This is a genomic window from Methanosarcina sp. Kolksee (assembly GCF_000969945.1).
Classification (GTDB): Archaea; Halobacteriota; Methanosarcinia; order Methanosarcinales; family Methanosarcinaceae; genus Methanosarcina; species Methanosarcina vacuolata.
Genome location: NZ_CP009524.1, coordinates 1254709 through 1281700, shown reverse-complemented (window position 1 = coordinate 1281700; position 26992 = coordinate 1254709). Strand labels below are relative to the sequence as shown.

Annotated in this window: 18 protein-coding genes and 2 pseudogenes; 8 read left to right on the top strand and 12 right to left on the bottom strand. The window is 40.7% G+C overall.

Annotated elements, in window-relative coordinates; genetic code table 11:
* Positions 1-105 precede the first annotated feature (105 nt).
* The 3 genes from MSKOL_RS21485 (at position 106) to MSKOL_RS05400 (ending at position 2673) form a co-directional block, all read left to right on the top strand.
* Positions 106-243: a hypothetical protein gene (locus MSKOL_RS21485; RefSeq protein ID WP_304413720.1), complete on the top strand. Its 138-nt coding sequence runs from the start codon at positions 106-108 to the stop codon at positions 241-243.
* A 669-nt stretch (positions 244-912) separates the two neighbouring features.
* Complete coding sequence (locus MSKOL_RS05405) at positions 913-1569, top strand: hypothetical protein (RefSeq protein WP_048119099.1); 657 nt, start codon at positions 913-915, stop codon at positions 1567-1569.
* A gap of 477 nt (positions 1570-2046) precedes the next feature.
* Complete coding sequence (locus MSKOL_RS05400) at positions 2047-2673, top strand: cytidylate kinase-like family protein (protein WP_048154183.1); 627 nt, start codon at positions 2047-2049, stop codon at positions 2671-2673.
* A 182-nt stretch (positions 2674-2855) separates the two neighbouring features.
* On the opposite strand, the gene MSKOL_RS05395 is transcribed toward MSKOL_RS05400, so the two are convergent.
* From MSKOL_RS05395 to MSKOL_RS05365, 7 genes are all read right to left on the bottom strand, one after another.
* Positions 2856-4796, bottom strand: a complete 1941-nt coding sequence (locus MSKOL_RS05395; protein WP_048119093.1) for a hypothetical protein — start codon at positions 4794-4796, stop codon at positions 2856-2858.
* A gap of 47 nt (positions 4797-4843) precedes the next feature.
* Complete coding sequence (locus MSKOL_RS05390; protein ID WP_048154178.1) at positions 4844-7624, bottom strand: type II/IV secretion system ATPase subunit; 2781 nt, start codon at positions 7622-7624, stop codon at positions 4844-4846.
* Between the two features lie 378 nt (positions 7625-8002).
* On the bottom strand, positions 8003-8641 hold the full coding sequence (locus MSKOL_RS05385) for a MarC family protein (RefSeq protein ID WP_048119088.1): 639 nt from the start codon (positions 8639-8641) through the stop codon (positions 8003-8005).
* A gap of 427 nt (positions 8642-9068) precedes the next feature.
* Positions 9069-9932: a bifunctional methylenetetrahydrofolate dehydrogenase/methenyltetrahydrofolate cyclohydrolase gene (locus tag MSKOL_RS05380; RefSeq protein ID WP_048119085.1), complete on the bottom strand. Its 864-nt coding sequence runs from the start codon at positions 9930-9932 to the stop codon at positions 9069-9071.
* 24 nt (positions 9933-9956) lie between these two features.
* Positions 9957-11195 carry a bifunctional serine hydroxymethyltransferase/L-allo-threonine aldolase gene (gene glyA / locus MSKOL_RS05375; protein ID WP_048119084.1) on the bottom strand — a complete coding sequence of 413 codons (1239 nt, stop codon included), beginning with the start codon at positions 11193-11195 and terminating at the stop codon, positions 9957-9959.
* 411 nt (positions 11196-11606) lie between these two features.
* Positions 11607-12215 (bottom strand): phosphoribosylglycinamide formyltransferase, encoded by a 609-nt coding sequence (gene purN / locus MSKOL_RS05370; RefSeq protein WP_048154175.1) that lies wholly within the window; start codon positions 12213-12215, stop codon positions 11607-11609.
* 227 nt (positions 12216-12442) lie between these two features.
* The gene (locus MSKOL_RS05365; protein ID WP_048119079.1) at positions 12443-13426 is read right to left on the bottom strand and encodes a transcriptional regulator; all 984 of its coding nucleotides are present in this window, start codon (positions 13424-13426) and stop codon (positions 12443-12445) included.
* Positions 13427-13576: 150 nt separating this feature from the next.
* Between MSKOL_RS05365 and MSKOL_RS05360 the strand changes: the two genes are divergently transcribed.
* The gene (locus MSKOL_RS05360) at positions 13577-14863 is read left to right on the top strand and encodes a tRNA(Ile)(2)-agmatinylcytidine synthase (protein WP_048154171.1); all 1287 of its coding nucleotides are present in this window, start codon (positions 13577-13579) and stop codon (positions 14861-14863) included.
* 217 nt (positions 14864-15080) lie between these two features.
* On the opposite strand, the gene MSKOL_RS05355 is transcribed toward MSKOL_RS05360, so the two are convergent.
* Entirely contained in the window at positions 15081-15848 is a 768-nt protein-coding gene (locus MSKOL_RS05355; RefSeq protein ID WP_048123733.1) for an NAD+ synthase, read from the bottom strand.
* A 724-nt stretch (positions 15849-16572) separates the two neighbouring features.
* On the opposite strand from MSKOL_RS05355, the gene MSKOL_RS05350 reads away from it, so the two are divergent.
* Positions 16573-18900, top strand: coding sequence for a CDC48 family AAA ATPase (locus MSKOL_RS05350; protein WP_048154168.1), 2328 nt, complete (start codon positions 16573-16575; stop codon positions 18898-18900).
* A 209-nt stretch (positions 18901-19109) separates the two neighbouring features.
* A complete protein-coding gene (locus MSKOL_RS05345; RefSeq protein WP_048119071.1) occupies positions 19110-19364 on the top strand; it encodes a PRC-barrel domain-containing protein in 255 nt (84 codons plus the stop codon).
* 149 nt (positions 19365-19513) lie between these two features.
* Here MSKOL_RS05345 and MSKOL_RS05340 read toward each other — a convergent pair.
* Positions 19514-21066: pseudogene (locus MSKOL_RS05340) on the bottom strand (IS1634 family transposase).
* A gap of 279 nt (positions 21067-21345) precedes the next feature.
* On the opposite strand from MSKOL_RS05340, the pseudogene MSKOL_RS19815 reads away from it, so the two are divergent.
* Together MSKOL_RS19815 and MSKOL_RS05330 are read left to right on the top strand one after the other, a co-directional pair.
* A pseudogene (locus tag MSKOL_RS19815) lies at positions 21346-21486 on the top strand (IS110 family transposase); the annotation flags it as partial.
* A gap of 465 nt (positions 21487-21951) precedes the next feature.
* Positions 21952-23196, top strand: a complete 1245-nt coding sequence (locus tag MSKOL_RS05330; protein WP_197078840.1) for a right-handed parallel beta-helix repeat-containing protein — start codon at positions 21952-21954, stop codon at positions 23194-23196.
* Between the two features lie 396 nt (positions 23197-23592).
* On the opposite strand, the gene MSKOL_RS05325 is transcribed toward MSKOL_RS05330, so the two are convergent.
* The 3 genes from MSKOL_RS05325 to MSKOL_RS05315 form a co-directional block, all read right to left on the bottom strand.
* Positions 23593-24639, bottom strand: a complete 1047-nt coding sequence (locus tag MSKOL_RS05325) for a flippase-like domain-containing protein (RefSeq protein WP_048154162.1) — start codon at positions 24637-24639, stop codon at positions 23593-23595.
* A gap of 129 nt (positions 24640-24768) precedes the next feature.
* Positions 24769-25911, bottom strand: coding sequence for a UDP-N-acetylglucosamine--N-acetylmuramyl-(pentapeptide) pyrophosphoryl-undecaprenol N-acetylglucosamine transferase (locus MSKOL_RS05320; protein WP_048119042.1), 1143 nt, complete (start codon positions 25909-25911; stop codon positions 24769-24771).
* The gene (locus MSKOL_RS05315) at positions 25883-26686 is read right to left on the bottom strand and encodes a phosphatase PAP2 family protein (protein ID WP_229397167.1); all 804 of its coding nucleotides are present in this window, start codon (positions 26684-26686) and stop codon (positions 25883-25885) included. Before MSKOL_RS05315 ends, MSKOL_RS05320 begins: the two co-directional genes overlap by 29 nt.
* Positions 26687-26992: the final 306 nt, after the last annotated feature.

The window sequence follows — 26992 nt, the reverse complement described above, 5'->3', positions numbered from 1 at the left end:
GTTAATCATTGAAGAAATAAAAAAGCTTAAAGCCAAAAGGAAAACAGTTCGGCGTCCGTAAAAGCCGAGTAAGGTATCTGCTGCACATCGGCAAACTCGACAACTGTGGCAAATTCAATTGGAAACCGAGAGATGATATTTATTCCGGACAAAAATCTGGAAACCTTTGTATCCTTTATAGGGCTCATGCCGTTGAAATACCGAAAGCCTGATATTATTAAAAATCTTATTCTATTTTTGTGATTCTCTAAAAACGTACGGAGTTATGGACATAAACCCACCTAAATGTTAATGGCATTGACTACATTAATATTTTCATTGCGGCTTCTAACGTTTTTAGCTGCACTGAATATATAAAGAAGAAAAATGGCATTTCCTTGCAAGGTTAAAAAGTAACCCTTTGATAAGAGCCCTGAAAACGAAGGAAATGTACCACTTGAAACAGTAGATATTCCACCAAAAGGACGTGTGGTTCACCTCAAAGCATATGGATTCGTAAAAGTGTTTCGGATGGTTCCAAAAAAAAGGAGACAAGAAACACTGGGTTACATATGTACAGGAGATGGATGAATCAAAACGTGAAAACCTGGCAAAAAAAGTCATGGAAAATTTAGGAATATCATAGGGGGATAAAGCAGTTTTGTGGTGTGGAAAAATGCCAGGCATGAAAGGAAGAGTTACAAAGAGCACATATAATGTTCTCATTAAGAGCTTTCCTCATAATAGAATTACAAAGAATCAAAAGTGGAATATTCTGGTTTGAAAATACTATGAAAATTAGAAGAGTGGCAGTGACAGCATATTTAAAGAATCTTATAAACATTGCAAATTAAAGAACATAGTTAAAAATTGAAAAAAATGATATGCTAGGAGCCAACTGCATAACTTTTATGAAATTAGGGAGAACTGATTATGAAACTGAAACTGCTAAGTATTCTTTTTGTTGCTATGCTCACAATTCCATTGGCTTCGGCTACGGGAAATTATGTAACTCCCACAAAAGAGCAAGTCACCCAGACCATGTTCGATTACAACCTCAGCAACCAAAATAATTCCTACCAACTAGCTTGCGAAATCGGTCAATATGTTTCAGAAGAATATAGTTGGAACTGTGATATCAGAGAACTTAATTTCACAAAACATGCTCCTATTTATATCAATGTCTTCTATCCAGCAGCCAATAATAAAAAAGGATATGAGGCATATTATGGCTGGTTCGGACCCCAAAGGAAGGAAGTAATAGCCTTTAATAACAAGAATAAAACCATGTCGTATAGAGACTGGGGATCTACCAGGAAGTTTGACTGTGGAATTACAGGGGTTACCAGTTATAACATTGTGAAAAGTTACTTTGGGAACACATCTGAACAGACAACCGACCCTGTACCGCCAGATTCGGAAAGTACGCAGCCTGTCGAGAAGAATGACTCAGGAGCACAAAACATTGTAAATGGATCTACCAATACTGTGAATAATCAAGGTATTATCGGCACTATAGAACAGTACTGGTTTGATTTTAAGAATGCAAATTTGTCGAATATAACTTTTAATTTTTTTGGGGGTAATTAAAGCCCCTTTCCTTTTTTGGTGAAAATATTTTGGAATTGGCTTCGAGATTGAGTTTCTGGCTTTGTAAAAAATAGCTGCTGCAATTTAATTTAGTTTGTATTGTCTATTGAAATTACTATAATTATTCAATGGGAAAACAAGGACTAAAAAATTCAAAGATGTTTCATGTCCTGATCAAAATTGTAAATGTTATTATATCACTGGAAAAGGAAACATCGTTGTCAGCGGTACGTATCAAATCAAGAACAAGAGAGTTAGCAAATATATCTGCATTGAATTTGGTAGAGTGTTCAATGATCGAATGGTACTTTATTAGATAATTTTTGTAAAGGTGAATTCATTAATTACTAAGGGTAAATGGACATTAACAAAATTGTTAAATTATAAATCCTTTAAAATATCAACTAATTAATATGGAAGTACCAATTTGCATCGAAAAGAGATTTTTGGAACTGAGTCATCAAGGAGGTATAAAAAATTAAAAAGAATTCACAAATTGTAATTACAATTAGCCGCCAGCTAGGGAGTGGGGGAGCGTACATCGGGCAGGAACTCGCTAAAAAATTGGATATTTATTATTTGGATCGCGAAATCATTAGACTGGCTGCTAAAAAACTTTCAGTATTAGAAGATGAATTGGAATCCCTTGATGAAAGAAAACTGTCTTTTTGGGAATCGTTTTTACAATCAGGCGGATATATTAGCTCTTCTGTGTATATACCACCACCTATTTTTACTCCAACAGATCGAGAGCTTTTTAAAACTGAAGCAGAAATCATGAAAAACGTCGTTAATGAACGTTCAGCGGTAATTATAGGAAGATGTGGCTCTCATATCTTACATGCCTACCCTAATCATACCAGCATATTTTTACATGCGGACATTGATTTCCGTAAAAAGCGTATTGAAAAGTTATACAATGTCTCGCAAGAAGAGGCCAGTAAAATGATTACTAAAAGCGATAGCGAAAGGGCTCGTTATCACCATATGCTTACAGGAAAGGAATGGACTGATGCAAGGCAATATAATCTTTCAATAGATACAAGTAAAATAGGAGTAGATAATGGTATACAGCTTATTTTGCAATACCTTGAATTAGTGTAATAGATTATACCAGTCCTAATTATACCAATCCTGGAAGATACAAATCTTAAAAGATACAAATCCTGAACGATACAAATCCTGGAAGATACAAATCTTAAACGATACAAATTCTGGAAGATACAAATACTGTTTTTTGTGTCTCAAAAAAGAGACTTTTTATTATTTTCTGGCTTTTCCTTTACTCACACCAATCCCCTGAATATAATCCTTGAAGTTGCAGTAGACACCGCAAATATTGCAATTGAAATTGGGAGCATACAGGCCAGGTCGTATTTCAACTGCGTCCTGTCTCCTCCATATTCCACCGAACCTGCAAAATGAGTAAGGATAGAGCTGATCAGGACAATGTAAACCCCTATTGCAAGCAGGAAATGGTCAGGAGGAATTGACTGGGAAAAAGCAGCCTGCCCGATTTCTACTGGCATTCCTGACATATCGGCAGGAATTCGGTTTACTCTTTCGGCTACCTGGCTAAGGATTTTCGTAATAACCTCAGACAGGGCAAGGGTAATTCCTGCAATAAGTGGAGCAAAAATCACAGCTGTAGAGCGCATGGTTGAAGTGACGTCGTAAAGGGAGCGCCGGATTCGTTCTTCGACTGTCCCGAGCTCTTTGAGATGGTCTGCAAGCTTTATAATCGAGGCGCCTGCAGCTTCATGGTTTTTGTGGACACTTTCCGTAAAAAGGAGCATTGTGTTCCGGATTCTTTCTGAATATACGTGCCTGAAGGCTCCGAAATCTTCATCAAAAATTGCGGCTTTGAGATTTGTCCGCATACTGAGCAGGTTCATTGAAATTTCCTGAAAAGCTTCCCCAATTTTTGAGCCTTCCATAGTCCTGGCAGTGTGAGCAAAAGCTTCTTCCGGGGCCTTTCCTTCCGAAATTCTCCTCCCGAGCACAAAAAGGGAATCTGAAAATTCCTGTTCCATCTTTTTTATCCGATCTCTTATTTTCTTATAAGGAACAGCCGAGAAATAAAGGTAAACCGAAATCCCGACTGTTCCGCCCAGAATTAACGGGAGTGTAGGTGAAAAATATCCTTCAAGGGGCGCGGTTGCTACTATTCCTCCCGGGTTTCCTAACCTCAGCAGGAGATATCCTAAAGGCGCTATAAGGCAGAATACCAGGACTGAAAGCGTAAAAGCAAAGCGTTTCTTTTGCTTGATATCTACAAGGTCAGGGTGGGAATCCGGAATTTGCCTGAGAGTAAAAGCAACCGGCCTCTGCATAAGAATATATTCGGAGTAGAGGGCAGCAAGAGCCGGAAAAATCAGGTCGTAGAGAAAGATTAGGTCCATTATTTCAGGTTTCATCCCTACAACTGTAACCGCAGGCAGGAGAGCTACAAGGGCAAGCGGGATCAGGATGAAAATCGAGTAGAGAATATAACTTGGTGTCTTCAGCTTTGCTGCAAAGGCGTCCATAAGGCTTTCCGTGCCTTCGAGACTTATGTCCAGGGAACGGTTCAGGGTTATAACCCTCTGAGCTTCGTCAGGTTCGGCAGTTGAACTCTTTATAAGGTGAAGGGAACGCTTGAAGTATTCACTATTCCTTCCCCACAGGTCGGCAAAAGAAAGAAGAGCGTCATCCATGCTGCTGTAAATCCTGAGGTTCAGGTCCCAGGCCAATTTTCTAAGGTCCTTTGCAAGCGGCCTCTCGGAATTCCTGGCTGCAAAAAGCACGGCGTGTTCCAGGTTAGGAACAAGTTTCATAGACATGACTATATAACTCAGGATCTCAGGAATGTCTCCAAGAGACGAGATTTTCATAAACCCTGCCCTGAGCTTCACATACTCACTAAGGTAAAAGAGTGCAAGCAGGGGAATGATAAAAGTAAGAATTCCCATTATAGTAAGCACTCTGACATCAAAACTTCTTGACATAATCAAGAAAAGGTCTACCATTGCCAGCAGGATTAAAGTTGCAAAGGTTCCCACATAAGAAAAGAGCACAGTTTCGAAGGCTTCAAGGTCATAACCAGTAAACCTGAGGGCATCCCTGTACTCCCGGCTTACACTCTTTTCACAGCGCCTTCGGAAGGCTGAAGGGTCAGGGACAACCCATATCCATTGCCTTGCTGTGATTTTACAGGCTTGCACATACCAGTTGCTCTCTTCTTCCATATTTCTCCCTCTGACAACTTTTCTCTCTAACAACTTCTCTCTGACAATTATTTTCCTATACCCTGACCTTTTCTGGCAAAATTCTCAAACCAGATCTCCCACTGCCTGTAAAGCATATCCAGATCATCCCTGCAATCGGACTCCAGATTATCTGCAAGATTGTTTGTATTGTTATTTAGAGAGTTATTCACAGAATAATTTACAAGATTATCTGCAGAATTGTCTGCAGAATTGTCTGCAGAATTATTTGCAAAATTTCCCACGGGATTATTTACAGGATTACTTGCGTATTCATTCCCGAACGGCCTACTTTTCGTCATACAGTTTGAAAGCAGCCAGAACATGTTGTTTGCCTGGCTAACGGCTTCGGCTTCCAGCAGGAAAGGTTTCTTTAGTCCTTCAACTGCGATTTTTTCTTTTATCCTCGCCCGAAGCTCGATACTTTTTAAGGCCCTGTCTATGGAAATCCCCCATTTCCTGGCAATCTTTTCTATAAGTTCGGACTGTCCCTGCTCCAGAGCTTTTCCTGCGAGCAAGCAGTCCTGAGATGCATCATACTTCATTATATCCGTAAAGATATCCGAGGGCTGGGGATTTTCGATTACTGCACTGGTGGTTTCTGCAATACGGCTCACTCGCTTTAGCTTTTTCATGCTTCCCTCAAGCCTTATGCCTGAGCAGATAATTACGGCATCTGTTGCTTTAAAAGAGGACGGAGGAACCCCAAGTGTATGCACGATTCTCTCGTATACGTTTTCCGTGGACGAGCCGTGAATGGTTCCAATAACCGAGTTTCCTGCCTTTCCAACCTGCATGGCTTCGTAGAGCACTTTTACTTCCTCCCCCCGGACTTCTCCAAGCACCAGGGCGGAATTTCCAAGGCGCAGAGCTGCTCGAAGTGCTGTTTCAGGGCTCATCTCAGCACCTGATTTCAAAACCGAGGACTGCGAACTCATTCCCTGAACCTTCCAGCCCAGGACCTGAAGCTTCTCGATAGGGAGCTCATGGGTATCTTCGATTGTAAGAATCCTGTACTTCTGCGGAATCTCAAGCAGCATGGCAGACAGCAGGGAGGTTTTTCCGGCTCCGACTTCTCCTGCGACCAGGACTGAAGCCTGTCCGTCCATAAGGAAACTTAAAAGACCGGCTGCATATGGAGAAACCGAACCTGTATTGATCAGTTTAGGCAGGGTCCAGGGTGAAAGGGAATGCTTTCGGAAGGCGTAGGCAAGCCCGCTTGCACTGAGTGGATCTCCGATTACCGAAACTCTTACCCCAAAATCCTCAAGGTTAAGCTCCAGCACAGGAATAGCTTCTCCAAATGGCCTGCCACTGATGATCCTGAACCTGGAGACCAGGGAATCGAGGTCGTCTTGCGAAAGAAAAACATTACTTACACACTCCTCTCCCTCCAGCACAACGTGGACAGGATTTTTGTCGGCAGGGGCATTGATATACACGTCTGTAATCCTGGCATCAGAAAGAAGGTCTTCAACTATCCCTAACCCGTTAGTATACCTTGCAAGCAGATCGGCATAGCTTTCCAGTTCATCAGGACTGCAGACTTTCCCGCTTGCTAGCAGTTCTTCTTCCAGAAGTTTTTTTGCCATGCGCCGGAAATATTCCCTTGCTACGACCGGATCTGTAAAGGCAAGGTCTTTTGGCCTGTGCCGGATCATTCGCATTCGAACTTTTTCAAGTAGCCTGAGGTCTTCTACCCTGAGATTATACTCCGGAGGCCTGATCATGTAAAGTTTTTCCGGCCTGTCAATGTAGCGATAAATCGAAACTTCAAGTCTCCTGCCTTCCCTGCCGTCTATATCGTAGCACTCAAGGAATTCAGTATTTTCAGGCGCGTCTGCATAGACTCTTGAGCTGGAAAAAGGGGGTCGAACATGGGGCTTAATGCTGCTTTCGTAGTCGAAAAGTTCACCTACAGCGCATTCACTTTTCTCCATTTTTTCCTTCCAGATTGCCCTTGCCAGAAACGGAAAATGTCTGGAGATTTCTGCCAGGGTTACTTCTCCCGACGTGTCCTTTATAAGGTTCCCTTCCATTTTTTCGAGTGTATTTTCAATCGTCTTCCCAATTCCTTTTTCGGAATTTTCTACCGTCCCTCTAATTTCGGATTTTTTAATAACAGGAACTTCAGGAAAGCCGGATAGTTTTTCTTCAATTTCATAAAGCATATGATAAAAACGCTCGGAGCAAGCTTTGCAAATTGGAAGGGTTTCCGAACTCTTTACTGGAATTTTTTCTGAAATTTTATTAAGGGTTTTTCCTGTAACTTTTCCTGTAACTTTTCCTGTAACTTTCCTTGTATCCCTGTTTGAAGTTTTATTCAGCATTTTTCCCTGAATAAATCGCTTCATTTCCAGCCTGGCTTTTAAGGGATCGTTTTCTACGGTTTTAGCAAAAGAAGCAATTATCTCTTTTCTTTCCAGCTCGCAGGCTTTCTTTTCGGACAAAGTACAGTCTCCAGGTACTTTTTCCGCGCTTTCATACGCTGTTACGATCTCCTCAAAACCTGCAAGAGTATAAAGTAAAAACAGGGCTTCTCCTTCGTAGTCTCGCTCATATAGCCTTGAGAGTACCAGACAGTCAGCTTTAACCTCTTTTTGCAGGATGCTGAGAATATTTTTTCTGCAGTGTATATCGTTAAGGGAAGACCCCGAATCACATTCCCTGCAATTGATAATGATGGTTTTCCGGTTTTTAGTCTGCTTTATCCGGTAAGAGCAGGTTTCTTCGTCCTTTTTATCCGGTACAGAAAGACTGCCATAATTAAGGGCATTGACAGCATCCTGAAGTTTTGCCTTTATATTCAAATCAAACCCCCGTTTCCCTATCAACTTCTTAATTTATCTTTAAGTGTATTAAGTTTTTTCGACAGATCGGAAAATAGGGCTATTAATTTATTGGCGAAGTTGTACTCGAGCAGAGATTATGATTTGGGGAGAATATGATTTGGGGAGAATATGATTTGGGGAGAATATGATTTGGGGAGAATATGATTTGGAGAAACTATGATTTGGGAAGAATATGATTTGGGAAAACTATGATTTGGATTTTCATTCCCAATAAATACCTTACCCGGAGATATGTGTTTTAATAATATTGTAAAAGTTAGGAAACCTGGCAATCATGGGAGATTAAAGGTTTAGAAAATAGATTGAGTATTAAGACAGTCCGAAAAACCGACTGTCTCAAGTTGTTAACTGGTATATATTTATTATACCTTTAACAGTTAAATCCACTGCAAGAGCAGCAAGCAAAAGTCCCATCAGCCTTGTAAAGACCAGCATCCCATTATATCCTATAAGCTTGTGAATACCCCTTGAGAAATGGAAGATGTAATAGCAGATAATGAACGTCAGTATGATTGATACAAGAATTATTACTTTTTGCACAATTGCTTCTGTTCCTCCCATCAGGACAATCACTGTACTGATCGTACCGGGTCCTGTCAGGAGTGGAAGGCTTATCGGGAATATCCAGATATCTTCTCTTTCCTGAGAGCGAGAAATCTCTTCTTCAGTAATCCTCCCCTTTGAGATTTTAGCATGCATCATATCAAAAGCAATGCTGAAAAGCAGGATTCCTCCTGCAACCCGCAGCGAATCCACGCTAATGCTGAACAGGTTAAGTATGATATTTCCTGCAATTGCAAAAAAGAGGGCAATTACGCACGCAAGTATGACTGACTTTTTTGCGATTTCGTTTTTTTCCTCATCCATCACCTTACTGGTCAAAGAGATGAAAGTTACCACTCCGCTTATAGGATTGACAACAACGAAGATAATTGTGAAAACGTGAATTAAAAACCCGAAGTTTTCGGTTATCACTTATTTCCCCTGCGCGTTTTCATGTAATTTGTTTATATAATTTTTTCTTTTATACTATTTCCGGTTGTATCTCCAGGTTATTGAGCAGGAACTCTAAAAGTTATTCATTTGTCATCGGTTAAGGAATTTTCTTGCCTGAAAACTATCGATTTTACATTAGAAACCGGCCTTAAATTTTGGCCTGTTTACATGAAATCGATACCTTGTCCCAGCGCACAGTCTGTTAATATATTTAATAAGTGTTATAGAAATTGACTCAATTGAAACAATTATCATGATTTTTCACTTAACCGAAAACGCATGAACAAGGATACAAAAATAATACAAAAATATCACTAGAAACCATACCAGAAAACAAAAATTTCACAAAAACAAAAATTTCATAAAAGATTAAAAGGCCCGATAAAAAGGCCTTACTAAAGAAATTTCAAAAATTTGTTTCTGCACATCTAAGTACGTGCTTCATAAGCATGGCAATTGTAAGAGGTCCTACGCCTCCAGGGACAGGAGTAATGAGGGATGCCTTCTTGACCACATTTTCGAAGTCTACATCTCCATATACGCCATCTTTTTCCTTGGTAATACCCACGTCAAAGATTACTACTCCTTCCTTTACCATGTCGGCTTTAATAAGGTGTTTGACTCCAGTCGCAACCACCAGAATATCTGCATCAAGAGTGTATTTGTTAAGGTCATCTGTAAATACATGGCAAACCGAAACTGTTGCATTCCGGTTAAGAAACATTGCTGCCAATGGTTTTCCGACAACATTGCTGTGCCCGACAATAACCACGTTTTTACCCTTGATAGGCACATTATACTCTTCAAGCGCCCGGATAACTCCATGCGGAGTACAGGGAACAAGCCCTTCATCACCGATCATTAGCTTTCCCATGTTGTAGGGATGAAAGCCATCAGCATCTTTCTCAGGGGCTATGGCTTCCATTGCTTCCTGAGGGAAGAGGTGTCTCGGAAGTGGAAGTTGAAGCAGAATTCCGTGAACATTCTTATCTTTGTTAAGGGTATTGATCAAGGAGATAAGTTCCTCCTGACTGGTTTCTGCCGGAAGAAAGTGGTCTTCTGCTCGAATGCCCACACGTTCACAGGCTCTGTGCTTCAGGCGGACATACATTTTGGAAGCAGGGTCGTCGCCAACAAGGACGGTAGCAAGTCCAGGCGTAACTCCCCGGCCACTTACAAGAGCTTCAACTCCAGATGCCACTTCAGCTTCAATTTGCTTTGCAAGAACTTTCCCATCTATGATTCGTGATTCATACCCTTCATCTAACATTGGTAAAACATCCCACTTCTTCGATTAACAATAAACCGGGAACCTTGAACAGAGTTCTCTGACCTTATCACTTGTTTCCGACAGGATCTTCTCGTTTTCTGAGTTTGTGATTGCGGTCTCAATATAATCGGCAATTAATTCCATTTCCGTTTCCTTCATACCCCTTGTGGTACAGGCAGGGGTTCCAAGCCTTACACCGCTTGTGATAAAAGGACTGCGGGTCTCAAAGGGCACCGTGTTTTTGTTTGCAATAATCCCGGATTTGCTCAGGGCGGCTTCTGCATCCTTACCTGTTATATTCATATTATTGAGATTGACAAGCATAAGATGATTATCCGTGTCGCCAGAGACCATATCAAAACCCTTCTCTTTCAGGCATTTACAGAGGGTTTTTGCGTTCTTTACGGTCTGAATCTGATCCTGTTTGAACTTCTCACTCATTGCCTCTTTAAAGGCTACTGCTTTTCCAGCTATGATGTGCATGAGAGGTCCACCCTGAAGGCCGGGGAAAACCGCTTTGTTAATTCCGGTCGAAAGTTCTTCTGTCCTGGAAATAATAATTCCGCCTCTTGGGCCCCGGAGGGTTTTGTGGGTTGTGCTGGTAACGAAGTCCGCATAAGGTACAGGACTCTGGTGCACACCTGCAACTACAAGCCCTGCAATGTGAGCGATATCTGCAAGCAGATAGGCTCCGACCTCGTCAGCAATTTCGCGGAATTGCTTGAAATCGATTTCACGAGGATAGGCTGAAGCCCCGCAAACAATCATTTGCGGTTTGTTTTCCTTTGCTTTTTTCAGAAGTTCGGAATAGTCCAGCATCTCAGTCTTTTTACTGACTCCGTAAGGCACAATATTAAAGAGCTTTCCGGAAAAACTCACAGGACTGCCGTGAGAAAGATGTCCGCCGTGAGAGAGATCCATGGACATGATGGTGTCTCCGGGATGCAAAACCGAGAAATAGACAGCCATATTAGCTCCAGAACCTGAGTGAGGCTGGACGTTTACGTAATTTGCGTTAAAGATTTTCTTTGCCCTGGCAATTGCGAGGTCTTCGGCAATGTCCACGAAATCGCAGCCGCCATAGTACCGTTTGCCGGAATATCCTTCGGCATATTTATTGGTCAGAATAGATCCCTGAGCTTCCATAACGGCTTTGCTCGCATAATTTTCAGATGCGATAAGGTTCAGTTTATATTCCTGGCGCTCAGCTTCTTTCTTTATAGCCTCGAACAATTCTGGATCAATTTTTTCAATATAAGACATTACTGTCACCTGTAACCTATTCCTTTAAAATCTTTCAAAATCAAGAGTTTTTGTGGCTTGGATTGATGGGTTGATTAATGCTAACATGTGCGTGTATACAGGAGCTACCTTCCAGATTGGATACTTACTCAAGAGGCCGGCGTTCAGCGATAAAACCGCCGAATAATGGGGAGTGTAATTAAACAGACTCTATAACCTTCCTGATGGGTTTTTCGTTCTGAAGTTTCAAAACTTTCGGCAAAAAGCTCCTGAATATCTTGAAGATAGGAGATTTCGAAACCTGAAAAGCCCTTATGGTCTATATGGTTTCGTGGAATACCTATAAGGTTGGAATATTTATAACTATCAGGGATTAAAGAAGTTATTAATCGGTAAAATCTGTTCCGGTTTTATATGATCTTAAGCGTTTGCTCAAGTACCGGTTACTACGTTTCTACCCTCAATTTTAAGTTTACCCTCGGTAAAAAGCCTGACTGCTTCAGGGTAAATAACATGTTCCTGCTCCAGAATTCTGGCAGTAAGGGTTTCTTCTGTATCCCCGGTAAGCACAGGCACGCACTTCTGGAGGATTATTGGCCCTGAGTCAAGCCCTTCGTCAACAAAATGCACTGTACAACCTGCAACTTTTACCCCGTATTCGAAAGCCTGCTTCTGGGCGTGAAGCCCTTTGAAGGCTGGAAGAAGAGAAGGATGGATGTTCATAATCCTGTTCCTGTAGGCCTTAATTATCTCATTTCCTAAAATCCGGAAGTAGCCTGCAAGCAAAAGAAGATCCGTATCATACTGGCTTAAGACATTCAGGATAGCCTTATCATATTCATCCCGGCCATACTCGCCCGGATCAAGGAAAACCGCGTTTATTCCGTGATTTCTTGCACGTTCGAGCGCGTAAGCATTTGCCTTATTGGAAATAACCACATTAATAGTAGCATTCTTTATGTAACCCTTATCAATGCTGTCCATAACCGCCTGGAGATTCGAACCCCTTCCAGAAACCAGCACTGCAATTTTTACAGTCATCGAAGCTTTTAGATTGAAACAGTGCTATATTAGGGTTTTGGAACAACCGTTGCGCCGGTTGATCACGCCGATAGGGTTCGGGGATAAGGTACTCAAATTCAAAAGTTGCTCGGGGTTTTCGGTCAAGCCTTTTTTGAAAAGGGTTGCGGGCAAGTCTTTTTTGAAAAGGGTTGCGGGCAAACAGTTTTTTGAAAAAGTATGGGACGCGGGCGGCGAGAATTTGGCTTTTACTTTTCTTCGTGAGTTTCTCTACGTTCCTCTATAAAGGTAAGGAGTTCCTGAGAATCACTTATTTTGTCAAGTTCTTTTTTCTCGATCATAACCGTGTTTTCTACGGATTTTATTTTTGAGTGCCCGTTGATGATGAATACGGATTGGGTCTCAGTGACGCAGGAAATACTGCTCATTAAATGAGCCCTTTTGACCACGGTCGTATTGAATTCACTGACTCCTGTAAGGATAACTGAGGATTCGTCCCGTGAAATGGCCTTGAAAGGAGCCTGGGCAGTATGAAGGACGTCATAGCCAAGCATGGAAATTGTGTTAAGGATCAAATCTTCCGGTAAAAGCGTATAGGGTTTTTCCTGGGTTTCGGTCCTGGATTCTGCTTTCTTCCGGGGCTTCCTGCTCCCGCAGGATTTCAGAATATTTATGGGCCTTGCAAGCTCAACCCCAAAGATATCCTCTAGCTGGAGTACGACATCTATTGACGCATCCATGCCTTCTTCTTCATATTTGCTGATAGTTCTCCTCGAAACCCCTACCATGGAAGCAAGTGTCCCAAGAGACATTGACTGACCCATCCTGGCTTTTTTTAGGATATCTCCTTCTATGGAGACATACAGCCCACCCGGAGCTGCTGAAACGAGAGGAGGAACATTTTCAATAAAGTAGTCATAAAGAGTCTGTACGTTCAGGGCAAGAATATCATAACGCATGTACACAACGCTATCTTCAAGCATCTGGTCTCTGGTCTTTGCGCCCACGACAATAGCAGAGCCTCCAAGGTATTCGGCAAGGTACTTCATCTCCCTGGCAGTTTCTTCATTCAGGCCGTCAATGTTAAATAAAACCTTGCAAAGTAATAGTGTTTCATCTTTCCGTGCGGCAACGTCAAAGCTCCTCGGACGAATATTGCAGCGATCGGAAAGTGCAAAACCTGCATGTGAAAATACATCGATAATTTGATGTATGAGAACCTCTTTTGTCATTCCAGTATCAATCTCTGTTTGAACATCTATATATACTTTTCTTTACTTTTGACAATCCTCACAGTGCAAAAATACGTCGGAGAGTAACGAAAACTGTTATTGTCCCAAGCGCATCTGGAAAATTAAAAGGCAAAAACTGGACCCGAAAAAATGATTATCGGAATTGATGATACCGACTCAAACGAAGGAATGTGCACAACGTATCTTGGGGCTCTGCTGCTGGAAGAACTTCAGGCCTACGGAACTGTAGAGACCCGTCCACTCCTTATACGCCTGAATCCGACTATTCCCTATAAAACAAGAGGAAATGCTGCAGTAGCGCTGAAACTTAAGACCGACTGCCCTGAAAAAGTAATTGCTCATGTTGTGTCCAGAATAGAAGAATTTGCACGTATGGAATGCGAAAAAACTAATCCCGGCGCGGTTTTTATCCCGGAAAAAGCTTACGGAAAGCTCAAGCCCGTCCTCAGGAATTTTCTGGAGAAAGCCGTAAAGGACGTGATTGAAATAGAAGAGGCAAAAAGCCTTATCTCGGAATCCGGAGTTCCTTCAAAGGGCTTCAAAAACGGAAGAGGACTGATAGGAGCCCTTGCGGCATGCGGGGCTATGCTTAACCTCGAAGAATGGGATCATACTTTCGAGTACCTGGCATACAGGCAAAAGGGAAAATGGGGAACCCCACGCGAGATCGAAAAGGGAAGTTTCTTTGAGGCTGACAGGAAGACTTATCCTGATACCTGGGACACTGTAGACCTTAAAAATAGACTTGTTGTCTGTGTACCTCACTCGGCAGATCCCGTACTCTTCGGGATCAGAGGGAAAAATCCGACCATAGTTACAAAAGCTGCATCCCTGATAAGAGCTGAGCCTGTTGAACGTTTTGCCATATACAGAACAAATCAGGGTACTGATATGCACCTGATTTCCGCAGAAAGCATTGCAGAAATAAGGGATATGCACTCTTACACGCTCGAAGGTACAGTCTCAACAGCTCCAAAAACTATTCACGGAGGACACGTTATTTTTCCCATCCAGGACAAGGAAGAAAACGAAATTGACTGTGCAGCCTTCGAACCCACAAAGAACTTCCGGCTGCTTATAAGGAAACTCAGGCCCGGAGATAGAATTGTGGTATCTGGAAGTGTAAATTCCAGAACTCTCAACATCGAAAAAATAGAAATAAAAAAGCTCGCCCCCCTTTACAGGGAAGAAAACCCTGTATGCCCGACCTGCGGAAAACATATGAAATCATCAGGCCAAAACCAGGGTTTCCGCTGTAAAAAATGCGGAACTCAAGCCACCTCAAAAATCCGGTGTGAAACAAAAAGAAACCTTACAGCAGGATTATATGAAGTCCCACCCTGCGCCCGCCGACATCTTGCAAAACCCCTGGTAAGGGAGCAGAAATCTGATATCGAGATTCACCCTGCCCGCTAAGAAAAAATAGAGCTAAAAAAGCCAGAGCTAAAAAAGCCCTTTCAACAAATTATAACCACAGAAAAGCTGCCAATTTCTAAATCAATCCGCTTGACCACACCCGCGTACCGTTTGATCACGCCGTCGCTCAGGGTTTTCGCTCAAGCCTTTTTTGAAAAGGCTTGCACGAAAGCAGTTTTTAAAAGGTCATGGAAACCAGATGGGGATTAGGAGTAACTTAGTTGGGTGGCACCGGAGGAGCATTTCTTTTATGCTCACTTCTCTCTATACGGTTCATGACTGAATTCAGCTGTTCTGCAGAAATCCCTGGAGTCTTCAGAATAGTCTCAGGGTCTTCGTTCTGCTCAAGCCTTTTGAGTACCTCATCTACTTTTAAGTAAGAGATTCCCAGTTCGGCTTCATCGGTCTGGCCTGCCCAGAGACCTGCTGAGGGTTTTTTGGTGATAAGAGAGTCGGGAACCCCTAGCCTGCGAGAAAGCTCCCATACCTCGGTTTTGTAAAGTCCGCCAATGGGTTCGAGATCAACGCCTCCATCTCCGTATTTCGTGAAGTAGCCGAGCAAGATCTCGGTTTTATTGCCGGTTCCTATAACCATACGGTTCATACGGTTTGCGTGGAAGTAGAGAAGAGACATCCTGATCCTTGCTTTCAGGTTGCCCTTGGAGAGCCGGTCTGCGGATTCACTCTCAGGGACTGCAGCCATGAAAGCTGAGATAATTCCTGAAATGCCAATAGTCTGAAACTCAATTCCCAGCCAGTCTGCAAGAGTTTTTGCGTCTTTGCTGTCTTCAGAAGTGGTAAGACCGGATTCGGGCATATGGATTCCGAGCACTTTATCTTTCCCCAGAGCTTTTACGGTAAGCGTTGCGGCAAGGGCTGAGTCTATTCCCCCACTAATGCCTACAACAGCTCCGTCTACACCTGCTTTACGGGTTTCATTCCGGATAAAATCAATAATTCTGTTCTGCGCGATTTCAAGGTTCATGCTGTCAATTCCTTGGTACTCATCAGGCATATAATTCAAAATGACCTTAAGATCCTAAGAATTCAAGATCCTGAGGTCGGAGATTCGAAATACATCAAATTTAAATCACTATTGAGATTTAAATGACTATTCAGATTTAAATGACTATTTTGAGGATTAAACAATTTTATACACAGAAGTTCCAGATATATAAAACCTCAGAGGAAAAAATAGAGTTATGGTAAACTTATTTAATAAATGGAAGGTATAGGGAATAATATATGCAGGTAATATAATATAAATAACTGATTATCAAATGTGCCTCTAACAATAATTAGTTATCAAACGCACTTCTAACCAATAACTGATTATCAAATGTATCTCTAACAATAATTATGCCTTTAACAATAATTAGTCATCAAACGCACTTTTAACCAATAACTGATTATCAAATATGTCTCTAACCGACAAATTATTATTCGGATAGGTTACAGGCTATAAAGGGGGTTTCTCTGGATAGGAAGACTTGACAGAAAATTCAAGGCATAAAAATTCCATTACAAACCCTTCGGGGTGAAAATCTACCTGACCAAAGGCATTGAAATAAAAAGACATCTAATATACAAAACGGGTAGCTCCATAATATGCAGTCCGGAGAAATCGGAAAAACCCGGTGTCCATCAATTTTATGCAATTATTAAAGTAAAAGTTCTAATCAAAAAGACAACTATTTTCGGGATGATCTATGGAAGAAATACAGTTGAAGGTTGAAAAAGCATATCCTATCGACCTTGGAAGAGGAATTATCCGACTTGACCCTACAACTTTGCTGAAGCTTCAGCTCTCGCCAGGCGACATCGTGGAAATAAGAGGTAAAAAAAAGACCACGGCAAAGGTATGGAGAGCTGACAGGCAGGACTGGGACCAGGGACTCGTAAGAATTGATAACTTCATCCGGCAAAATGCAGGTGTTTCCATAGGAGAGAAGGTAACTATCAAAAAGGTTGAAGCCCCGGAAGCAAAAAAACTTGTTCTGGCACTTCCGGAAAGCATGACACAGGGGGGACCTGAACTTCAGTTCGGGGAACATGCAAATGAAATCATAAAACGGCATATCCTCAAAAGGCCGGTTTTTAGAGGAGATATAATTCCTATAATAAACTCGATGTCTCAGCCAATGACAGAATCCCTTACTACAAGCCAGGTAATCCCTCTGGTTGCTGTTGAGACTGAACCTTCAAACACAATTGTCCTTGTTACGGAAGAAACACTTATCGAACTTCGTAAAAAACCGGTACAGGGGTACGAAAAAGCAACCCGGGGCGTGACTACTTATGAAGATATAGGAGGCCTCGGGGCTGAAATCATGCGTGTCCGGGAAATTATAGAGATGCCCATGAAGCATCCTGAACTTTTCGCTCACCTTAATATTGAGCCTCCGAAAGGAGTTATTCTATATGGCCCGCCCGGAACCGGAAAAACCCTGATTGCGAAAGCCGTAGCCAATGAATCTGGAGCAAGTTTCCATTATATTGCCGGCCCTGAAATTGTAGGGAAATTCTATGGAGAAAGTGAAGAAAGGCTAAGGAAGATCTTCGAGGAAGCAACTCAGGATGCTCCATCAGTCATTTTTATTGACGAAATTGACTCCATTGCACCAAAAAGAGAGAATGTAACAGGGGAAGTTGAAAGGCGTGTGGTCGCCCAGCTCCTGACTCTGCTTGACGGGATGGTAGAGAGAGGTCAGGTCGTGGTTATAGGAGCTACAAACCGTGTGGATGCGATTGACCCGGCACTTAGGAGACCAGGCCGCTTTGACAGAGAAATCCATATCGGTGTGCCTGATACTAAAGACAGGTATGAAATCCTTCAAATCCATACCAGGGGTATGCCCATAGAAAGGGATGAGGAACCAGAGGAGCTCGAAAAAGTCGAAACCGAAGCTGATGAGGCTGCCCTGGAGAGGGAAAGGAAAGAAAAGGCAGATAAATATCTGATGTCTCTGGCTGAAAGAACCCAGGGGTTTGTAGGCGCAGATCTGCTGGCTCTTGTACAGGAAGCTGCCATGCGGTGCCTCAGGGAAAATCTGCCTGACCTTGATCTTGAAAAGGAAGCAATTCCGCCTGAGAGACTGGAAAAAATCGTTGTAACCAAGAAAAATTTTGAAGATGCCCTGATGGAGGCCGAACCCTCGGCTCTTAGAGAAATTTATGTGGAAATGCCCAACGTTAGCTGGAATGATGTTGGAGGGCTCGATGAAGCAAAGCAGTCCATTACTGAGGCTGTGGAATGGCCCATCAAAAATCCGGAAAAGTTCGCTCGTATGGGCATAAAAGCTCCAAGAGGAATCCTGCTTTACGGCCCGCCAGGAACCGGAAAGACCCTGATAGCAAAGGCTGTTGCCAAAGAGTCAAATGCGAACTTCATAAGCGTCAAAGGGCCTGAGATTTTCTCAAAGTGGCTTGGAGAATCGGAAAAAGCTATAAGGGAGACCTTCAGGAAAGCCCGGCAGGTCGCTCCCTGTGTGATTTTCTTTGATGAAATCGATTCGATTGCTTCTATGCCAGGAATGGAATCCACGGACAGCCACACTTCAGAGAGGGTGCTTAACCAGCTCCTGACCGAGATGGACGGGCTTGAGTCCCTTAGAGATGTGGTAGTGATTGCCGCAACCAACCGCCCTAACCTTCTGGACCCTGCAATCCTGCGTCCAGGACGCTTTGACAGGCTGGTTTACATCGGTTCTCCTGACCGGAAAGGCAGGCTCAAGATATTCAGAATCCATACAAAGGGTACACCCCTTTATGAAAATGTGAACCTTGAAGCCCTTGCCGATGAAACTGAGGGTTACGTAGGCGCCGATATTGAATCAGTTAGCAGGGAAGCCGTAATGATTGCCCTGAGAGAGAACTTCGATGCAGAATATGTAGAAATGAGACACTTCAAAGAAGCTCTGAAGAAGGTAAAACCCACAATTACGGAGAATATTGCTCAGTTCTACGAAAAGATCGAGGCGCAGTTCAAGGGAGGCCAGAGACTCACAGAAACAGCTGGCTATGTCGGTTACAGGTAAAGTTACAGACTAGAATTTCATGTAAGGGTTACTGGTAAGAATTAAAAGTAAGAATTAAAGGTAAGAATTTAATCCAGTAACTCTTTAGAAGATTAGTTTTAAAAGGAAAAAGTTTTAAAGATCCTGGTTTCAAATGGAATAAAATATTCGAAGTGGAAAGCCAATTTTACCCAAACCGATAACATACTGCCAACGGAGATACGATAAAAATGTCTAAGGAATTTGCAAAGAACCTCTTTAACAAGCAGGTAATGGCTACCGACGGAACAGAAATAGGAACGTTGAGTAACGTTGTAGTCGAGATTAAAGGGGGAAATATTATTGACATGGTGGTTGCCCCAAATGTTAATTTAGATCCTTCCAGGTACAGGAAAGCAGATAATTTTATCCTCATTCCTTTCGATTCCGTAAGTGCCATTAAAGACTATATAATAATAGATAAGATGAAAGCAAAAATAAACTAAATAGGAGGAAAGGGACAAAAATTCCTTTCCTTTAGGACATTAAATTTGTTTTCTTATTTTTCTTTTAACAGAGGAACTCTTCTTTTAGTTCCGCCTGTTTTCATTGAAACTTGCTTTCTATAAAACCTAGCTTCGGCAGGTTAACGCAACTAGAGATATATATTTTCATATTCCTCCCCCATTAGACTCAATATTTTCCAGTGAATTTCTTCCATATTCAGTATTTCTGACTTTTTTTTCCCTTTTTTCTGCGTTATAAGTTCTGTAATTCCCTGAAACTTGAAAAATATCCATCTCATTGTTGGTCTTTTTGTTGGTTTCCCTTTTTGATCTGGAACCGTTTCATTTTCTTCTTCTAACTTTGTCCTTAATTTCCATTCTGCAATTGCATAAATCATTAAGCAGAGAACCATTATCATTGTCAACGCTTCAATTCTTGATTTATTCTTGAGATACACCTTCGATATGCTAAAGGCATCACTTTTCAAAAATCGGAATCCTTTTTCTACTTTATCCTGTCCTTTGTAATACTTCAGCATCTCTTCAGGAGAAAGACTGATATCATTACTTGCAAGAATGAAAAGTCCCATTTTTTCCATTTCTTTTAAAACAAAAGCATCATTAACCTTTATAATTCCATCAATCTTATAATATGTCTTTAATTTTTCATTTTTCAGAGGGCTTCCTCTTTTACCTACTTCACGTTTTTTAATGGTTTTCAAATCTACTTTTTCAAAAAGAACTGAAGGGAAATCTGCAATCCATTTTTCTGCTGCTTTTAATGCATCTTCTTCACAGAAAAAGTCATCTCCTGCCAACTTTTTAAGCGACTTTTCGGCTTTATCAAGCTCTTTTTCAAGCTTATTTCTGAGAGTTACCTCTTTTTTTCTTTCATTTTATGAGAGAGTAACAAAACCCACTTTTGTTTGACTTCACCATAGTCCACAAAAGTTTGATAAAATGAGTATCTCTCGTCACTTTTCAGTAGCTTCAGATTCAAGTTTGCATTTAGCAGCTCCTTTGCTTCAGTAATTGTTGCAGGAACACGACTTATACAGAATGACTTTCCTATGTTCTTGATATTATTGTCAGTGTAAAAAGAACTATCAGCTATGTAGTACGCTTTGCTTTCAGGTCTTAAAGATGATTTGAGAGACTTGATTGCTTCCAGAATTGTGCTTTTGTCTGAAGCATTCCCTGAATGGGTGTTCATGAAAAGTGGTATTCCATGCTGATTAACAATCAAGCTCAAAACAAATTGTTTGAGATCCCATCTTCCGTTTTTTGGTATTCCAAAAGTAATATCAATATACTCAGTTTCTTCGTCTTCATAATCGCCATAAACGCTGACACTTGTAGTGTCAGCGTGTAAACAATGGACAGGAATAGGCAGACGATTCATAATGTGAAGAGTGATTTCCGTAAACAGTTTTGTAGGACCATACTTTACGATCCTGTCAAGAGTTTCTCCAATAGCATATTGATTCAGGTCTTCTTGTGTGACGCTGTCTCCAAAAAGTCTTCCTATGGAAATAGTCCTGAAATAATCAGGAAAAAGGTACAGACGTTGCCCCATGAAACCAAGACCATTGAGTACCATGGCAAGGATACAGACGGAGTGAGGAACATTGTGATCTCGTTCTTTAGGAAGTTTCTCATCGATCAATTTGTCAACTTCAAGCTCGCGGAAAACTCCAGCAATGAGGCCAGGGTGACCTCAGAAGCCTGTACGTTTTATTGAGGATTCAACTCTTCTACTGTTGTTTTTAGCTGCCATGGAAGATCAAGAAAAGAGATACGAAAATTAATTATATTAACTTATATGTTTACCTGCCGAAGATAGGATGGGAGCTGAAGAATAAGGAATTTGTAAAACTCAGGGCTCTTGATAGCTACTTTCATTATAGTGCTGCAAGACAGTCTATTAGCAAAAAAAGTCTTTATTGTATCTTCTATTCGTGACCCTCTGCGCTCCCGTTGTAATAAAGCTCATGCTATACTCGCTCCTGAAATGTTTAATCTTTATGCTGATAGATATATTTGGCAAGAATGGTTAATGATATTATCAGGAATCTCTTCAGGTAAGAGCGTTGACCATATTATAGCAAGTCTTTCCCAAAACGCACATGATATTCTTCGAATAACATGCACAACCAATGATTGATCATCTGGGATTTGAGAATTAAGAGACGCTATTTTGAGTTTAGGGACAAGGTTTTTGTTAATCAATATCATAATGAATTTGTCAATCAACATAATGGAATTATCAATCAACATAATGGAATTGTCAATCAACATAATGGAATCGTTTAAAGAATTTACAAGAATTTGCAGCTACTATCATGGCAACTTAGTTATGATACATCAATACATAGCCAATACTTCATCTGTAGTCCCGTTCTTAATTATAATGACCCATAACTAAATTGATTAAACACTACTATAATTCGTTGATAATTCGTTGATAATTCGTTGTTGGATTACATCGTTGGTTTGTCTACTCATCTCACAGCATATCTTAAGGACCTAAAAAATGAAAATATTTTCCGCTATTATTCTATCTATCATTTCATTTACCATCCTATTTATGTTACTGTCACCTGGAATAGCTGGAGCAGCAAACCAAAATGATATTAACCAGGAGCTTCAGCAGGGAGGTATAATTCACCTTCCTGCTGGAACTTATGTTTTGACAGACTCAATAATTCTTCAATCTAACACTATTTTAGAAGGTGAACCCGGAACTGTAATCACAATTCCAGACAACGCCGGATGGCCTGCATGGAAACCATTAATCTCAGGAAATGGTGTTCAAAATATCACAATTCAAAATTTAGAAATTAATGCGAACAGTAACGGAAATTCCGAAACTCCGCATGGTGCAGGGTATTATAACTGCATCTATATGATCGATTGTGATAATGTACAGGTTTATAACTGCACTTTTCACGATGGTCTGGGAGATGGCCTGAGAATTAAAAGAAGTAAAAATATTGAATTTTATAATAATTTTGTTTACAGACTCGGACATGATGGTTTCTTTGGTATTGAGAGCCAGTATATTGAATGCTTCAATAATCGAATAACTACAAGAACAAACAGCGGCCTCAGGATCTGGAACTCTGCAAATGTCAGATTCCATGATAATGTTATAGATGCACAATTGGATGCTGGCGGGGGTGATCCTGGCATCCAGATAGAAGATTCCAACGGCACTGTAGGTAACGTGGAGATCTATAATAATGTCCTTAATAGAACATGGGGAAAAGGTGTCTGGTTAGTTGCCTATGATTCAGGAGTCTCAAACACTCAGGAGGTTCTGATCCATCACAATTTATTCTATGAAACAGGACAGAGTTATAATATTCCATCTACAGGAGGCATAGTCAATGATGGGTTCAAGGGCACTCAGATTTATAACAATGTTTTTGATGGGGTGAAAAATAACGCCTTTAGAAATCAAGCTGGAGGGCAAGGTACAGTAATAAAAGATAATGTTTTTACAAGTACAATTCAACATGCTGCAATTTCTCAGACGGGAACAGGATATGCGATTGCTGATCTTGCAGGAGCAAACCTTTCTGTAACTAACAATTCTTTTTACAATAATGAAAACGGGGATGTGTATCAAACAAGTATTTCTGATGCCGATTTTAGAGATCCTGAAACTCATCAGACTTCTTCAGGCTGGACCTGGACGGGCTCAACGTGGACATGCAAGTCTGTAAAACCAATGGAATTAGGCTCTATTCCACTTACTACAACCATCAGGTTACGACTAATGGCAATAATATATAGTATATTGTATTGTAAATTCTTCGTTGTATCCTGAAATGATTTCGCAGATTCAAGACTACTTGAAATTTAATATACAATACAACAGCAGGCGACTCAAAAAATTAAACTTGAGTTAATTCCAATTCCATTTTGATACTATAGAATGATCATGTAAAATGAACCAAATTCGAAATTGAATGAAATGATCATGTAAAATGAACCAAATTCGAAGTTGAATAAAATGGTGAGTCATATGTACAAGATGAGCTCGTCCCAAAACCAATATTATTTCCACATCAGTAAGTGTTTCAGGATTATTTTTCAGAATCATAAGCTCTATTGATAATCCAGAATACAATATTCAGAGAAGCAATTTTGAGTTTTGGGATCGGCTCGATATATAACTGCAATAAAAGAAATTAAAACCGCGAAACAATTTAGGGATAAAACATTAAGTTTCACTTTGGGATTGGTTTAAGTACTTTTTCACCAGATCCGTGTCTTTAAGCAACTTAAAGCTCACAAATCCTCCGGCAATAATATTCGTATAAAATGTAAAAGCTCTCCATGCTGCCACTGTAATTCCGAGAATACTTGCTGGCACAAAGATTGAAAAGAGGGAAATTGCAGCAAGTTCTGCCACACCACTTGCACCTGGGGTCAAAGGCATGACTATAATAATCATGAGCAGGACCTGTACTGCGAAAGAAATGAGGACTGAAGGAGCCTGATTAAGGCCCATAAGAGTTACCGGGAGCGAGGAAAACTCCACTATCCAGTATATGACTGTGAATATCAGCCCATAATACAGGCCTTTACGCCCTTCTGTTAGAAAGACATTTATGCTTGAATGAAATTCGTCAATTTCCCTGTCAATCGATCCTGATAATTTCTGCAGTTTGTCTCCTATTTTCTTACCACTAAAACGTCCAATCCATTTCATAAGGCAATTTATTACGAGCTTAATAAAGCGAGGTTTCATGGTTGCATATATCATGAGGGCAAAGACAATTATTGAAAGGACTTCTCCTAGTATAATCACAGTATCCGTTCTGGGATCTGACAGTACACCACGGAGAAAATACAGCGAAAAAGGCACAGCTAACAGGATCAATAGAGCGTCCAGTACACGTTCTCCCAGAATAACTGCAGTAGCCTGTCCAACCGGCATATTTCTCTGTCTCAGGAGATGAATTCTCAAAGGTTCTCCACCTATTGAAGAAGGCGTAAGCGCTGCAACAAAAGTGCCGGAAATTACCATTTCTATAGAAGTTTTAAGATCTATTTCATGCCCCAGTGCAGATGCCATTGATTTTATGCGCAGTCCCCAGATAAAAAAAGAAAACAGGTGGATAAGAAGCGCAGCTATCACATATCCGGGCTTGATCTCCCTGACAACTTCAATTGTTGTCTTATCAAGAGTAAAGATGAGAACAAACACTATTGAAATTATACTGATCAAAATTGAGCTTGTTATCCACTTTGTGTGATTTTTCATGAAAACACAATCCATTAGACCTTATTCAGAATTATTCAACTGCAATAGTCCACTATTCAACTGCAACAGTCCATTATTCAACTGCAATAGTCTATTATTCAACTGCAATAGTCCACTACAACACCCTAATTATACTTTTTGACTTATCTTACTGTTTGATTCAAGGAGTTCTTTGAACGTTGCAGTAGGATCGAGTTCTTTAGATAGTTGTTTCATAATTTCAACCTTCTGGTGGATCTTTTCATCTTTTAAAAGCTCTTTTATCGACCGAAGGATCTCTTCTGGAGATGCGCTGTAATCCAAACATTTGCCATAACCTTCAAGGCCAATCACAGCAGCATTACTTTCCTGCTCACTATGGTTCATATCCGGAAACGAAAGTACTGGAACCCCGAAAGTAAGAGCTTCCATTATAGTGCTATGTCCTCCCGGGGCAATCACAAGATCAGAAGCCTTGAGATAAGGGAACTGGTCATTAATAAAACGCTTAATTGTAACATTTTCTGGAAGGTTTGAGAAAACATCAGGATTCAGGCTCGGTCCCGAAAGGAGAGTGTAATTTATGCTTTTGTCAAGTTTTGCAACTTCGATAACCTTTCTGAATATGGGCTCTCGATATCCAAATCCCCCGATTAAAGATAATACATGGGGTTTTTGCAAGACTTCAGCTTTCACATCGCTAAATTTTTCAAGGATCAGAGGGCCACTGAAAAACAGATTTTTGGAAACCTTTTCTTCAAAAGCAAGATTTAGCCGGCATACGGTATAAGGCATTGGGAAATCCGGAATTACTATCCTGTCAACTCTTCTGAAAATGTAGCTATAAAACTGTTTAATTATTCCGCCCAGAGTTCTTAGGGCAATGCCCCCATTTTTAAAGAAAGTTTCCATGTTTGACTGATTAACTATGAGGTAAACAGGAATTCCGCTGACTTTAGAGGCAACTACTCCTGTAAAATAACTATCTGAAACCACAATATCAGGTTTCTTTTCTTTTAATAAGCTCAGGACCTTGAAAATGGCAAAAACACTCCCGTTTTTCAGGGTGGATATAATTGATCTTTTCAGGTTCAGAGAACCGGACTCACCTACAAGCTTTATTTCCGGGGGTATTTCAACGGCCTTGTATCCTTTTCTCTCGATAAACTCCTTTGAATAACCATATGCTCCTAAGTAAACTTCGTGGCCTGCAGCTAACAACTCCCGGCCCAATGCGATACAGCGACTGGTATGACCTAACCCTTCACCGCATATAAAAATGAGTACTTTCATCCTTGAACCTCTTTTTAAAAACTCGAATAGCTAAGAAATAAGAAATAAAAGCGAGTAGAATTCCGCCAATCATATCCGTGATCCAGTGTATGCCAAGATACAGTATTGAAAAAAGGATGAAAATGGTTGTTACTACCGCAAAAACCTTGTAACGCCTGAGATCGGTCTTGAAAAGTATAAACATCGTTGCCATTACCGAGAGTGCAGCATGCAGGCTTGGGAAGCAATTGTTAAGACCGGGACTACAGATAGTTACTATCCCCAGGATGGCCGGATTCAATTGATATAGCAAAGGAACCATTCCTGGCAACACATGCCCTGTCACATCTACTGGGAAAAATATGTAAAAAACGTAAGCTATCAAATATATAAGCGTGAAAGAAATTACATATTCTTTAAGAGTCTCATCATCCTGGCTAAACAGGAATAATATAAATGTAAAGATTAGAAGAAACGGAAATCCGACCAGATAAACTGCTCCGCAAAAGTATGTCAGTGTTGGATTGGCCAGGCTCTGGAAAATACTCACTTTAGTACCTTCCAGCATCAACATATATCTATCATAATTAAGAGAGGGACTGAGACCCAGGAAGTTTGAAATTTCTCTTTGTGAATCCATAAGTATAAAGATGAGTGTCGCCGAAGCTACATAAGGTAGAATATCTGAAATTCCAGACGACCCAAGGTTTCTATAATAATATTTGGGCCGAAGAGGTTCCGGCACAAAAATATAATAGCCTGCAGGTACTGAAAATATAAGAGACAGCATTATCATAAAGTCTAAGTGATTTAAGAATGTCATTTAATGTGCGCCTCAATGTTTGAATACATTAATCTAAAAACAGATAATTATGAAATATCTCTCACTGTTATTCGGTTCATTAGGTTTTTTACATAGAATAAAACAACTATATATTAATTGTGGAGAAAAAAGCTACACTTTCATCTTTTTTAATATGATTGTATTTGTTGGCCAGTACGGCTTATTTCTATGAGTAATTTATTCACTTCTCTGTCATGTTGGCCAGTACGATTTATTTTTATGAGTAATTTATTCACTTCTCTGTCAATTCCCGTTTTA

Excerpts from the sequence above, each read along its gene's own strand:
- MSKOL_RS05405 (WP_048119099.1), top strand. The coding sequence starts at position 913 with ATGAAACTGAAACTGCTAAGTATTCTTTTTGTTGCTATGCTCACAATT.
- MSKOL_RS05395 (WP_048119093.1), bottom strand. The coding sequence starts at position 4,796 with ATGGAAGAAGAGAGCAACTGGTATGTGCAAGCCTGTAAAATCACAGCA.
- MSKOL_RS05380 (WP_048119085.1), bottom strand. The coding sequence starts at position 9,932 with ATGTTAGATGAAGGGTATGAATCACGAATCATAGATGGGAAAGTTCTT.
- glyA (WP_048119084.1), bottom strand. The coding sequence starts at position 11,195 with ATGTCTTATATTGAAAAAATTGATCCAGAATTGTTCGAGGCTATAAAG.
- purN (WP_048154175.1), bottom strand. The coding sequence starts at position 12,215 with ATGACTGTAAAAATTGCAGTGCTGGTTTCTGGAAGGGGTTCGAATCTC.
- MSKOL_RS05365 (WP_048119079.1), bottom strand. The coding sequence starts at position 13,426 with ATGACAAAAGAGGTTCTCATACATCAAATTATCGATGTATTTTCACAT.
- MSKOL_RS05360 (WP_048154171.1), top strand. The coding sequence starts at position 13,577 with ATGATTATCGGAATTGATGATACCGACTCAAACGAAGGAATGTGCACA.
- MSKOL_RS05355 (WP_048123733.1), bottom strand. The coding sequence starts at position 15,848 with ATGAACCTTGAAATCGCGCAGAACAGAATTATTGATTTTATCCGGAAT.
- MSKOL_RS05350 (WP_048154168.1), top strand. The coding sequence starts at position 16,573 with ATGGAAGAAATACAGTTGAAGGTTGAAAAAGCATATCCTATCGACCTT.
- MSKOL_RS05345 (WP_048119071.1), top strand. The coding sequence starts at position 19,110 with ATGTCTAAGGAATTTGCAAAGAACCTCTTTAACAAGCAGGTAATGGCT.
- MSKOL_RS05330 (WP_197078840.1), top strand. The coding sequence starts at position 21,952 with ATGTTACTGTCACCTGGAATAGCTGGAGCAGCAAACCAAAATGATATT.
- MSKOL_RS05325 (WP_048154162.1), bottom strand. The coding sequence starts at position 24,639 with ATGAAAAATCACACAAAGTGGATAACAAGCTCAATTTTGATCAGTATA.
- MSKOL_RS05320 (WP_048119042.1), bottom strand. The coding sequence starts at position 25,911 with ATGAAAGTACTCATTTTTATATGCGGTGAAGGGTTAGGTCATACCAGT.
- MSKOL_RS05315 (WP_229397167.1), bottom strand. The coding sequence starts at position 26,686 with ATGATAATGCTGTCTCTTATATTTTCAGTACCTGCAGGCTATTATATT.